This is a genomic window from Rhodococcus sp. NPDC060176, assembly GCF_042728675.1.
Classification (GTDB): domain Bacteria; phylum Actinomycetota; class Actinomycetes; order Mycobacteriales; family Mycobacteriaceae; genus Rhodococcus_F.
In genome coordinates this window covers 824,031-836,075 of record NZ_JBHWYS010000003.1, presented here as the reverse complement: position 1 = coordinate 836,075, position 12,045 = coordinate 824,031, and the positions used below count along the sequence as shown (strand labels likewise).

At 61.0% G+C, this 12,045-nt stretch carries 13 protein-coding genes and 1 tRNA gene; 7 read left to right on the top strand and 7 right to left on the bottom strand.

Annotated features, from left to right (window positions below; genetic code table 11):
• Positions 1–4 precede the first annotated feature (4 nt).
• The gene (locus tag ACFWEM_RS18805; protein WP_378535861.1) at positions 5–1,585 is read right to left on the bottom strand and encodes a flavin monoamine oxidase family protein; all 1,581 of its coding nucleotides are present in this window, start codon (positions 1,583–1,585) and stop codon (positions 5–7) included.
• A gap of 238 nt (positions 1,586–1,823) precedes the next feature.
• On the opposite strand from ACFWEM_RS18805, the gene ACFWEM_RS18800 reads away from it, so the two are divergent.
• Positions 1,824–3,335: an APC family permease gene (locus tag ACFWEM_RS18800; RefSeq protein ID WP_378535859.1), complete on the top strand. Its 1,512-nt coding sequence runs from the start codon at positions 1,824–1,826 to the stop codon at positions 3,333–3,335.
• Complete coding sequence (locus ACFWEM_RS18795; protein ID WP_378448649.1) at positions 3,335–4,087, top strand: IclR family transcriptional regulator; 753 nt, start codon at positions 3,335–3,337, stop codon at positions 4,085–4,087. The genes ACFWEM_RS18800 and ACFWEM_RS18795 overlap by 1 nt, the downstream gene beginning before the upstream one ends.
• A gap of 2 nt (positions 4,088–4,089) precedes the next feature.
• Here ACFWEM_RS18795 and ACFWEM_RS18790 read toward each other — a convergent pair whose 3' ends face one another.
• The 4 genes from ACFWEM_RS18790 to dcd all read right to left on the bottom strand — a co-directional run bounded on the left by ACFWEM_RS18790 (position 4,090) and on the right by dcd (position 6,821).
• A complete protein-coding gene (locus ACFWEM_RS18790) occupies positions 4,090–5,613 on the bottom strand; it encodes a hypothetical protein (protein WP_378535857.1) in 1,524 nt (507 codons plus the stop codon).
• Positions 5,614–5,643: 30 nt separating this feature from the next.
• Positions 5,644–5,850: a hypothetical protein gene (locus ACFWEM_RS18785; protein ID WP_007726530.1), complete on the bottom strand. Its 207-nt coding sequence runs from the start codon at positions 5,848–5,850 to the stop codon at positions 5,644–5,646.
• Positions 5,851–5,941: 91 nt separating this feature from the next.
• Positions 5,942–6,226, bottom strand: coding sequence for a hypothetical protein (locus tag ACFWEM_RS18780; RefSeq protein ID WP_378535855.1), 285 nt, complete (start codon positions 6,224–6,226; stop codon positions 5,942–5,944).
• A 25-nt stretch (positions 6,227–6,251) separates the two neighbouring features.
• Positions 6,252–6,821 (bottom strand): dCTP deaminase, encoded by a 570-nt coding sequence (gene dcd / locus ACFWEM_RS18775; protein WP_019747488.1) that lies wholly within the window; start codon positions 6,819–6,821, stop codon positions 6,252–6,254.
• Positions 6,822–7,126: 305 nt separating this feature from the next.
• Between dcd and ACFWEM_RS18770 the strand changes: the two genes are divergently transcribed.
• Positions 7,127–7,200 (top strand) — tRNA-Gly (locus ACFWEM_RS18770).
• A gap of 72 nt (positions 7,201–7,272) precedes the next feature.
• Here ACFWEM_RS18770 and ACFWEM_RS18765 read toward each other — a convergent pair.
• Both ACFWEM_RS18765 and ACFWEM_RS18760 read right to left on the bottom strand, forming a co-directional pair.
• Positions 7,273–8,442 (bottom strand): tyrosine-type recombinase/integrase, encoded by a 1,170-nt coding sequence (locus tag ACFWEM_RS18765; RefSeq protein WP_378535853.1) that lies wholly within the window; start codon positions 8,440–8,442, stop codon positions 7,273–7,275.
• A complete protein-coding gene (locus ACFWEM_RS18760) occupies positions 8,435–9,106 on the bottom strand; it encodes a helix-turn-helix domain-containing protein (protein ID WP_378535851.1) in 672 nt (223 codons plus the stop codon). Before ACFWEM_RS18760 ends, ACFWEM_RS18765 begins: the two co-directional genes overlap by 8 nt.
• Before the next feature lie 108 nt (positions 9,107–9,214).
• Here ACFWEM_RS18760 and ACFWEM_RS18755 point away from each other — a divergent pair, with 108 nt between their 5' ends.
• The 4 genes from ACFWEM_RS18755 (at position 9,215) to ACFWEM_RS18740 (ending at position 11,830) form a co-directional block, all read left to right on the top strand.
• Positions 9,215–9,466 (top strand): helix-turn-helix transcriptional regulator, encoded by a 252-nt coding sequence (locus ACFWEM_RS18755; protein WP_378535848.1) that lies wholly within the window; start codon positions 9,215–9,217, stop codon positions 9,464–9,466.
• A 204-nt stretch (positions 9,467–9,670) separates the two neighbouring features.
• Positions 9,671–10,138, top strand: a complete 468-nt coding sequence (locus ACFWEM_RS18750; RefSeq protein WP_378535846.1) for a DnaB-like helicase N-terminal domain-containing protein — start codon at positions 9,671–9,673, stop codon at positions 10,136–10,138.
• Complete coding sequence (locus ACFWEM_RS18745) at positions 10,135–11,232, top strand: AAA family ATPase (RefSeq protein WP_378535844.1); 1,098 nt, start codon at positions 10,135–10,137, stop codon at positions 11,230–11,232. Before ACFWEM_RS18750 ends, ACFWEM_RS18745 begins: the two co-directional genes overlap by 4 nt.
• 154 nt (positions 11,233–11,386) lie before the next feature.
• On the top strand, positions 11,387–11,830 hold the full coding sequence (locus tag ACFWEM_RS18740; protein WP_378535842.1) for a hypothetical protein: 444 nt from the start codon (positions 11,387–11,389) through the stop codon (positions 11,828–11,830).
• Positions 11,831–12,045 lie beyond the last annotated feature (215 nt).

The window sequence follows — 12,045 nt, the reverse complement described above, 5'->3', positions numbered from 1 at the left end:
CACGTCAAGCGGTTTGCGCAACACGCTGATGAAGATGAGTGACGACGTCCTGCGCGGACGTGAAGGCCCCGTGCTGCCAGGCGATGGCGTTGGAGAGGTGATCGCCGGCGAAGTAGATCCGGTCGACGGGATCGAGAAGCTTGGTGTATTCGGGAGTTGCCATGCCGCCGTGGGAATCTCCCGCGCCGGCCCACGATGCCCAGGCGGATTCCGAATACTTGGTGCGCCGCCAGCTTCCGGAGAAGGACGACGAGATGTCGCGAGTGTATTTGTCGCCGTGAATCTCTGCGCCTTCGGCGATGGCCTTCGCCAATCGCTGACGGTGGGTCAGCGATTCGAAAGCCTGTTGACGCTTACCCGAGCTGTAGTACGCGACGACGACGCCGCGGTCGGAGTTGTAGTGGTCGTAGGGGAACATGATCTGAGAGATGTCGCGGTCGGTATTGGAGGCGCCGCCGTAGATGCGGTCCTCGGTCTCCCACCACCGACGCGAGTACTCGATACCGAGCTTGCCCGACGACGACGGCTTGGCGGCATCCAACGCGAGCAGGATGTCGGAGGGCAGGTTGTTGTTCAGCCGCTTGATCAAGTGCGGTGGGATCGTGCAGATCGCGTAGTCGGCGGTGATCGACTTGGCTTTGCCGTCGACGACGTAATCGACGGTGACGCCTTCCGGCACGTTCCTCATGCCGCTGACCTCGGCGCCGAACTCGATGTTGTCCATGCCGATCGCGTCCTGGAACTTGTAGTAGATCCGGTCCATACCGCCCACGGGGGTCATCATCGTCATGGCCTGGTCGTAACCGAACTCGAAGGAGAATGCGCGCCCGATGCCGCCCTGGATCACATCGCTCATCCCGAAGGGTTCGATCTCGGTTCCGAAGTTGAGGCCGGCCCCCGGTTCCGCAGAGTGCCCGCGACGCGAGGAACCGACGTAGCGGCCGTCGCTGGAGAGATCACCGAAGTCGGTGAGGAACGACGAGAGCGCCTCCTTGTCTTCCTTGCTCAGAACCTGGTCGAGGGCACCCTGATTGGTGGCCTTCTGCAGTAGCTCGGACATGTATCCGTATGTGTCGGCTTTGGCTGCTCGGTAGGTGATCGACTGATTCGCGAGCGGCTTGTTGCCGGAGTAGTTGACGAAGGTGTTCGCATTCTGATTTCCGAACATCTGCAATTCGACGCCCAGTTCGCGGCAGTAGTCGATGGTGTTGTGATTCTGCGGAATACGCGTCGCACCGAGGTTGTAGAAGTGCCCCTCCGAGAACGTACAGGTCTGTGTCTCGCCGTTCAGGTCGGTTTCTTCGGTGCCGTTGCGGATCGACCACACCCGACCACCCGGGCGGTTGCGCGCTTCGAGGACAGTGACCTTGTATCCGGCCTTCTGCAGTTCGTAGGCCGAGCACAGCCCGGCGGGTCCGCCGCCGAGGATCACGACAGAGTGATTTCCCTTGACCTTTCCGATCAGGTCACCCGCGGCGGGTGCCTGGAATCGTCTCGGCGTCGACGCCACTGCCGGCGCCAGGCCGATGGACGACATAGCACCGAGTGCCAGGCCCGCGCCGCCGGTGATTCCCAGGCTGCGCATGAAAGATCTACGTGTGTATGGCATTCGAGCTCCCCAGTGTGCTCCCGGTGACCCGGGTGGTTGGTGTTGAACACAGACTTCAGGAGCGTTGGGTCCGGAACTTGACGCGCAGGAAACAGTCGGTGGGGACCGAGTGAGAAACGTGCGAGCGTTCGCATCTTGCTCTCTCACCCGAGTGCGATCAGCGGAAGCATGTCCGCAATATCGGCGTTACAGAACCGGACTAGCGTGACGCGACATGTCCGCTCTCACCGAAGCCATCGCGCGGTCGTTCACCACGCGCGAGAAGCAGCCCCCGGCGCGATCGCCGCTGCGCGCGTTGGGCCGTCGGCAACTCTCCGGTGCCGAGGTGCTGGCCCAGTCGGTGGCGACCACTGCTCCCGCTGTGTCGATGGTCGTTCTGCCCGTCACCATGCTGACGCACGGCCGGTTGTTAAGCGGGATGATCACCATCATCGCCGCCACCGTGTTGGTGACGCTCATAGCGTTCTGTGTTTCGCAGTTCACCCGCCGAATGGCGGCGTCGGGCGGACTGCACAGCTTCGTATTTCGTGGCCTCGGTACCCGGGCAGCATTGACCACCGGCATCGCCATGCTGGTCAAATACGTCGGCAGCGCGGTCATGACGCTCTATCACGGCGGGCAGGCGGCAATCGCGTTGCTCGGCTTCGCGGGTGTGCACGTGGACAAGACTTTTCACGTCATCGCGATCTATCTGGGGATAGCCTTGCTGATTCTCGGTGCCCTCGTGCGAAGTGTCAGATTCGCCGCGCTCGCGATCCTCGTCGTCGAAAGCTGTTCCCTTCTGTTCATCGTCGGGCTCATGATCCTGGGCGGTTCCGGAAGTCAACAAGCGCAGATCGTTCCGCCCACCTCCGGCCACGGACTACTGCTCACCGCTCTGGCTGCCGTGTTTGCTCTCGCCGGATTCGAGAGCGCGGCCTTCTTCGGCCCCGAGGCCCGTCGTCCGCTGGTAACCGTCACCCGCACAGTCCTGCTCACTCCGATCATCTGTGGATCGCTCTTCATCTTCGCCGGCTGGGCCGCTTGGTCCGGACGCAGTGACACCCTCGTCAACGCCTATCTCCACGGAACGGCGACGGGAGTGAGCCCCGGTGTCGTGATCGCCCTCAACGTCGGTCTGGGTTGCTCGTGGCTGGCGTCGTCGATGGCGTCGTCCAATGCTGCGTCACGCCTGGTCTATTCGTTCGGTGTCGAGCGCTTACTCCCCCGCCGGTTCGCCTCGGTTCACAGTGCCTTCCGCACGCCCTACTTCGCATTGACCGCCGTGGTCTGCACTGTCCTGCTGGGCGGCGGAACCTTTGCCGTACTCGGGCGAGGAGAAATCTTCGACGACGTTCGACTGACTGTTCGCGGCGCCGTCATCGTGGCCTATGCACTGGTGGCGATCGCTTCCGTTGTCTTCCTGACACGGATCGGTGAGCACACCCCCGGCGTTCTCGCGGCCGCGTCGTGTGGAAGTGGCGCCGGCGCGGTAGTTCTCGGATACCTGGTTTACGCCAACACGATCGACCACGCGTACGTGGCACCGATCGCCGTACTGGTCATCTTGACCTCGGGCACGCTCTGGCGGTTCTACCTGCGACGCCGAAGCCCCAAAAGCCTGCTGCACGTCGGAGCCTTCGACAGTCCCGAAACCGAGGACGTACTACCAGGAGCTGGGGTGTTCGCCACCGACGCAGCCGGAAACATCGTGCTGGTGGGCGAGCCGACTGCCGGCGTCCGCTGATGGTGGGTCGACCACGCGACCTCGGCGGGCACGAACCCCGAGCCGTTCAGCGCGCCCTTGCCCTGCTCGAAGCGGCGGCCCGGCTCGGATCGGGTGCCACCGCCAAAGACATTGCCGCTCTGGCCGATATTCCACCCGCCACTGCATACCGGTTACTCAACATTCTTGTCGCCGACGGCTACCTGGTCCGGATCGCCGATCTCTCCGGATTCGCACTAGGTCGACGCACCCGCGAATTAGCCGGAGCTGCCGCCGAACCCACACCTGTCGACAATTCGGTGCTCCTCGAAGAACTCCGCGAGCAGCTGCGGTTCGGCGTCTATCTCGCGTCGTTTGCAGAAAACAGAATTCGGCTCGTCGATCGCGATCCCGACCACGAACTCAGCGGTGAACGGACACTGGTCACCGCCGTTCACGCGTCGGCTATCGGAAAGCTGCTCCTCGCCAACCGTCCCGAGTTGGCCGAGACCCCACTGCGAAAGGTCACCGCTCACACCATCACCGACGGCGACGCGTTGGAACTCGAGCTCTCGCGGATCCGGCGCGGTGAGCCCGCCCGTGAGGTGGACGAGATTCGTGTCGGACGCTCCGCCGTCGCCGTCCCGATCCACGACGCGGAAAGGTGTGTCGTCGGCGCCTTGGCTGCGATAGGTCCGACCGGCAGACTTTCCGTGGACGACGCAGAACTTGTGGCGCTCTTGCGGGAGTACGCGGAACGCATCGTTGCACCGACGATGTCGAAGGCAAGCTGAATTCAGAGGCCGAAGACACGTTTGGCGAAGCCGAGATGCTCGTCCGCCCACCCGATGACGCCGAGTGTGGAATCGAGATTCTGTGGCGGAGTGCGCACCAAGGTGTCGCGTCTGACGAGACGGTCGAAATCGACCTGAGCACGGTCGAACTGGACTCCGGCCGTGACCATGATGTTCGCCAGTTCTTGCGCCATCACCCCGTACGCGACTGTCGTGGGATGAACGCCGTCGAGCGAGAAGAGTCCACCCGAAGCGCGGCCACCGTGACCGTCGGCGGAGAGGAACAGCGAGTCCGGCACGGGTTGCAGGTCGGTCAGCGCTTTGGGGAGGGGGTACGGCGTCCACCATGACGGCCGCGCATTGACGTCGGTGACGTAGCGCCGTGAGGCCACGCGCTCGAGCAACCCGGCAATATCGCAGAGGTACCAGTCCTTCCCCACCCGACGGGCGTTCGCGACGGCCTGCTCGATTCCGTCGTTGTACATGTCGATTGCGGTGTCGACGGCCCATGCCTGCGCGCCGGTGATGTGTTGATCGCGTTGTGGGTCGAAGCCGGTGTCGCGCACCCATGGTCGCGCGTAATACGGGAAATAGCGGGATCCGATTTCGATCTTCCCACCGAGCCCGTGGGCGATCGGTGCGATGGTCACGTGTGGGACGGTGCAGAGGATGACGTGCTGCGCGTTGATCTTTCGAATCGCAGCGAGTACCTCGGCATACTCCGACGCGAAGTGCTCGGGTTGCCACACCGTGTAGTCGCGCTTGCCGTCCGGATCACGGAAGTTGTTGCCGCTCCACTCGACTCGGAGTTCGGTGACGGTGCGGAGCGCGTTGTTGGCACCGAGGAAGACGATCAGAGTTTCGATGCCTTCCTTACCCAACTCCGCTGCTGCGTCGAACGCGGTCATTCGTTTCTCGGCGTCGGAGCCTCGCGGCAGAACTCGCAGTGCGGCGCGCTCACCGTTGTTCTCGACGATCTGGCTGATCAAATCGTCGTGCGGCTGGTGAAGAGCGTCCTCACAGCCCTGCGCCGTCTTGGTCAGAGCGTCACGAAGATCCCACCCGTACACCGAGAGGTTGTGGTTGATTGCCGAGAACGTCGGCGCTTCGCTGCCCGGTCCGCGTTCCCAGTAGTCCTCCACCTGGTCCATAAAGGCACGCGCAGCGAAGAGTGCGAGCGGAACCTCCCAGAGGTCGAGCCGTGGGCCGAAGCGCTCCTCGAGGGTGCGGAGCAACAGTTCGATGTTGAGCGGAAGCCCGCCCGGGCCGCCGTAACGGGGAAAGCGGAACTCGTCGAGCCGGCCCAGCTGGTGAGCAATGATCGCCGGATACGACAGATCGGTATTGAAGATCGCCCCGCTCTGGAATCCCTGCGACAGCGAATCGCCGATGACCACCAACCGGTGGGGAGCATCTCCCCCAGGTGGAACTACCGGAATCCCCACTGTGGGATCGAACTGCGGAACCCTGGGTCCGCCGGCGGCCGCGGCCACGACGTCGTCGGGAGTATCGGATGGAAGTTCCATGCCCACTCACCTCCGGAAAAGTCCAGCTGGTCAGCTGATCAGTGGTGGCTTACGCCGATCGGCATTGTCCTGCTCCGATTGCTTCTCGATCGACCTGACAACCTCGTCGGCCCACTGTTGATTTCGCCCGTCGAATTCTGCGCGGTCCCGACGCGCGATACCCCGCCCCACCAGGATGGCAATCGGAATGGAACACACGACCCATACGAGTAGTACGCCACCGACAATCCACCACATAACCAGTAATTGTGCCCGATTCGACGACTGTTGTGCTCCAGGTCGAAACATCTGTCCGAATCGTGGCGGTCAATCCAGGTGAGCGCGCAGGTCAGAAACGATCTGCGTCGACGGTTTCACGGACTTTGCGAACCTGATTCCATCCCCGGACGGCGATGCCGAAGGCAACAAGCGACATCAGATCCGAGACCGTCAGACCGTGTTCTCTGTTCAACGACCACAAGACCTGACCTTCCAGCGGTCCATTGAAGAACAGCCAGGCCACCCCTGCACAGGCGGTCGCAACGACACTGACTTTCGACGGCTTCATCAAACACACGGTGCTGGTCACGAACAACAAGTTCATGAAAACCAGACCGTAGAAAAGTCCGATCATGCGACTCCCCCCGAAGTTCGTTCGTTCAGCTGCGGTTGAAGTTCAGGTACGCCTTCGACGGTGTCGGGCCGCGCTGGCCCTGGTACTTGGATCCGGCCTCGGAGCTTCCGTACGGGAACTCTGCAGCGCTCGAGAGCTTGAGCAGGCAGAGCTGTCCGATCTTCATTCCCGGCCAGAGCGTGATCGGCAGGTTTGCGACGTTGGACAGCTCCAGTGTGATGTGGCCGCTGAATCCCGGGTCGATGAAACCGGCGGTCGAGTGCGTCAAAAGGCCGAGGCGCCCGAGGCTCGACTTACCTTCGAGGCGACCGGCGAGGTCGTTCGGCAGTGAGCACACTTCGAGAGTCGAACCGAGAACGAACTCGCCGGGATGAAGTACAAACGGCTCGCCCTCTGCCGGTTCGACCAGGCTGGTCAACTCGTCCTGGCGAAGTGCCGGGTCGATGTGCGTATACCGCGTGTTGTTGAAGACCCGAAACAGACCGTCCAGGCGCACGTCGACGCTCGACGGTTGCACCATGGAATCGTCGAAAGGGTCGATACCCAGACGTCCAACGGAGATTTCGGCACGGATGTCACGATCGGAGAGCAGCACAGGTAGAGGCTACCGGTTCTGCGGGCAGTGCCGACCCATCGCCGGCGGCGATCACATTGCGGTGACGAAGCGCGATGGGTGAGTTCGGGACTACCCCGCAGCGCCTCTGCCCCACATACCTCGAGCTGTCCATGCCGAAAGGCTTTCCCGCGCAGAACTTGTGGACAAACCATCCACCAATCGCGCCGACTTCGACACACGCCATCTGATCAATGACGGCCGGGGACACGCTGTGTGAAAGCTCGTCTGATAATGTTCGGAACGCAGGTTGGTCGGCGGTGAAAACACGCCCGGTCGGCTGCGACGCCGATGTAGTTCAATGGTAGAACATCAGCTTCCCAAGCTGAATACGCGGGTTCGATTCCCGTCATCGGCTCCACAGAAAAGCGGTTCCGAACAGCGTTGGAGCCGCTTTTTTCATGTCACACATTTGTTCGATCGCCGCAAAATGTCACAGCGATGTCACTGCGCCTCCGAGAACTTTCGCTGCATCCTTCAGGGCGTCGTTCTGTGAGTGCGCGTAGACCTTCATCGTGAAACTCGCATCCGAGTGTCCGATCCACGCTGCGATGACCGCGACCGGGACACCCTGGAGGTGCAGCGTCGTCGCCGCGGTATGCCGCGCGTCATGCAGTCTGATGTGCCGAACACCGGCATCCTTTGCAGCCCGAGCCCAGTACCGCGACAGCACAGCCGGGTTATAAGGCTCCCCCGCTTCATTGCTCATCACATACTCACCCGAGCCGTAGTCCGGCCCTAGCGCGAGACGTTCGCGCTTCTGGCGGAGCTTGGCAGCCTCCAAGGCTGTTTTGAGCGTCGCCGTCAGTGGAAGCGTGCGACGCGAGCTGTTCGACTTCGGATCACCCTCGACGGTCTTCCCGCCGGCGCTCGTCCGATTGTTTGCAATCGAGAGTGTGTTGTTGACGAAATCGATATCGGTCCATCGCAAGCCTGCGATTTCACCGCGCCGCAGGCCGGACAGCGCGAGATGCCATCCGTGGCCGTTGCGGTCCACCGCGGCCTGCACAAGGAGTTGCTTCACCTCATCGGGTGAGTAGGTCTCCATCTCTTTGTGTGCGCTCGGAACACGATCGACCTTCGCGGCGACGTTGCGAGCCACTAGACCTTGCGCAAACGCATCTTCAAGCATTTGGGCGACAGTCGCGACCACCTTGTTCACCGCTGCTGGCGACCACGGCTTGCGGACACGACCCTTTGCCGTCTTGGTGCCACCTGCCACCAAGTCCTTCACGAGGTCATCAATGTGCCGCTTTGTGAGCGACTGAAGAAGCGTCTCGCCGTGCCGTTGACGCAATGGCGCCAGATCGTATTCGAGCTTCGACAGCGACGTCGGACGCAGCTTGTGTCGCCCCGCAACGTAATCCGCACAAGCCTTTTCGACGGTCACTGACGATCGAGCCACGTACGTTCCTTCATTCACCTGAGTGGCAATCTTCGCGTAGGCGTCGTTCGCTTCATCGAGGGTGACATAGCGCTTGCGCGTCTGCCGTCGCTTGCCAGTGACAGGATCGAGTCCAGCGTCGAGAATGACCTCGTAACGGATTGCTCCGCTCGCCAAGGCGACTTTCTTCATGCCAGGTGGGAGCCGCTTTCTAGCCATCGCCGGCCTCGATCCGAGCCAACGGATCAACCGCGAGCGGGTCATAGCCCATATCCACGACAGCGCCGCGATCGCGCAGAGTCCTGCGCACCTTCTCGAACTCAGCTAGCGCCAAGCGCTGGGCACGCTCGATGCGTTCACGCCCTACCTCGGTCGAATCCTCGGGCGATATCAGTTCACTTTGCAGTCGCGCCAGTCCATGCTGAAGTCGCTCATACTCACGCACCAAAGCCATCTTATGGATGCCTTCCTGTTCGCGCACCGCCCACTTCTGATCCTTCAGCGTTTCTTCATCGGATACCACGTCCCAGAGTCCACTTTGCCCCCAGAACCATTGGGCCGCCTCACCACTCCGAACCCGAACCCCTCCAGGAGCAGGCTCAACAACTTCGTCTACCAACCCCGGATAAATAACGGCTATCGGCGGAATCGACAGTGCTCGAGCAAGGGTCAAGATCTCCGCCAAGTCCAGCTTGCCCTCGCGACTGCCGTTCTCGATCTTCGAGATCGCAACACGCGAGATGGGGAACCCAAGGCGCTTGCAGCGGTCCGCGAGTTGCACGGCGGACATTCCAGCTTCGATGCGGGCCGCAGCGATGCCTTTACCTATACGAGCAGCGTTCTGCTTCTGCCAGTTCTTTCCTGCTTCATCAATGTTCGGCATTGAGTCAGTTTTTCACACATCCTGGCGCGTTCGCACCCATCCCAGTATATTCGTTATTGATCGCGACAGCGATAGAGACATTCTGTCGCATTACGGAACGGAGTAGGGATGGCCCAGCTCAACGGAGTGAACGAGATCTGCGCCCGCACAGGTTTAGGTAGGACGCATATCTACGAGCAGATAGCCGCAGGCACACTACGGACGGTGAAGGTCGGCAGACGCCGACTGGCCACGGATGAGGCGATCGATGAGTTCATCGACCACCTGGTGCAAAAGTCTGACGCAGTCAATAGGAGTCAAAAGCACTCCGACACATCCAAGAGAAGCCAGGTGGACGGACGCTCACTGGCAGCTTCTTGAGATTCAAATCTTCCAAAGAAAGTGGTCGGGACCTCTGGCAAGGTCCCGACCATCTAACTCAAGTTTCTCGACACCCACACAGCTCGAGCAACAAGGTATCCGCCGCCAAAAGCGTGCGGGGGATGCGAAACCCTTTATCCAAGGCAGAGTTTCACGTTGACAATTGTATACGACAACAGCCCGCCAGCCATCCCGGAACGGGAAATGATCTCCGCCGAGACGATGTTTCTCGGCGCATTAATGTGGGCCCGACCAGCCGAATTACATACGATACTAGCCCATGTCGATAGCCACGACTGTGAAGATCCTTCTGCACGAACGATTCTGGCAGCAATCCGCAGACTGGCCGAAGCGAAACGACCCACTGACAGCACCGGCATCGCTGACGAACTGCAACGCAATGGCCATCTTGGTGGCCACGCCGGTCAACTGGTCAGTCGTCGACTTCTAGATGCCGTCACTTGTGGCGCCGACGCACACGGACTGCGAACCTACGCCGCCGCAGTCGTATCCGCGTCCTACCGACGCCGGTACAGCGCACTCGGCCGCGGTCTCATTGAACACGCGGACAGCTGGCGAGAGGATGACCTACTTCCCTATCTCGTGGCTGAAGGCTCAGAACTTCGGCTCCACTCGAAGAGGCTAATTGCACTCCGAGGTGATTGCGCATGACCGCGCTCTCGTCAACGACGAACGGTCAAGTCGTGGATAGCACGATGCCCACTCGGAAGCCCCTCAAAGACCGACTGTTGACGCTTGCCAGTCTCGCAGACATCGGTTCCGTCGAAGCGCTCGTGGACGGAATCATCTATCGCGACACCATTGCCCAGCTGTCCGGCCCCCCTGGTTCGTACAAATCGTTCTGCACCGTTGGAATGAGTGTCGCCGTCGCAGCCGGCGAAAACTGGGAAGGGCACCATGTGCCCACGAAAGGGAAAGTTGTCTACGTCGCAGCGGAAGGTGCGACGGGATTGCGAGCCAGAATCCTGGCTTACTGCGAGCTTTCCGGGATCGATCCCGACGCACTCGAGGGGCAACTGTTCATCCTGCCCTGCCCAGTACAGCTCGGCGAGCTCATTGATATCAGTGAAGCCGTGGAGATGGTAAAGGAGATCGATGCTGACTTACTCGTTCTCGATACGCGGGCACGGTGCACAGTCGGCTTGGAAGAGAATTCGGCGACAGAACAAGGGAAAGCCATCCGGGCGCTTGAGCTGATCCAGAAAGCCGCCGACTGTGCGGTTCTCACCGTCCATCACAGCTCGCGCGGCGGGACCGCTGGTCGTGGATCGAACGCATGGGACGGCGCCGTATGGTCCGATCTTCGCCTCGAAGGTGGTGATCTCATGGCAAGAATCCATGTCGAGAAACACAAAGATGTTCCTGCCGGGATGGACTACCACTACCGACTCGTTCCACACACGGTCAGCAAGAGGCTGATGCCGGAGGCCGACGAACCGCAGCGGCGAACACTGGTGCTCATCCAGGCCGACAGTGTGTCCGGAAATGGCGCCCGAACAAACCTTCTCGCCGCCGAGAAGAACAGCAGCCTGCTTCTGGACATACTCCGGACAAAGCTGACCCAGGACGGTCTACCGGGATCCGAGATTCGAGAGATCGCCCTCGAACACGGCATGAAACGCACCTCGTACTTCGAAGCGTTAAAACTGCTGGTCAATAGCAACAAACTCAAGAACATCGGTAGCGAGAAGCGAACCCACTATGTCGGGATGCCTGCATTTTTCCCTGCTGCTGACGGCCCGTGATCGAACAACGTCCAAGTTTGTCCGGAGTTTGTCCGAGGTTTGTCCGCGAAGCGCCGTTATGTTCGTCCGCTCTCTCCTCTCTAAGGAGAGCGGACAAACGGACAAACGCTGACTACGAATCAGCACCTCCGATCACCACCACCTAAGAGAGACCATGACTGTGCCGAACCACACTGCTGTCGACGCCGTCGCCTACGTTGCGAACATCGTCGAAGCCCGCGTCCAACGCGCGATCCACGCGATCGCGGACAACATTCCCACCGCGCGAACAACAGCCGACGACCTCTACGAGAGCAATCGGCGTGCACTCGACTCACTCAGCCAACTCATCTACGACGTCCACGATGCTGCGCGAGCACACACCACCAGCTCCACGTACTCCGACGGCCGCCCAGTTTCATCCATCGTCGAAATCGGCAACACCGGCGGAACATTCACGCATCACTGGAACCCAGACCCCACTAAGAACACACAACAGCAGTTCGACGTATTCACCAGCACAGGACGCACCACCATCACCCTGATCCCACCCGCGACAGCCAACGCCACCTTCCACCCCTACAACGCCCCCGCACAACCCGAAGGACCACTCGCATGACCGACCTCATCGCAGTCCATCGCCAACAGCGCGCCAAAGCGCCAGCCAAACGCTGCACCACCACAAACTGCGCACAACTCACCCGACACCCAACACAACTCTGCCCAGACCATCGTGGAAACCGCCGATGAACACCAAACCCAACCAAACACCCACAGACACTCTGGAAAACCCGCACAGCGGAGAACCCCAGGCCGAAAAACCCCACCCCAATA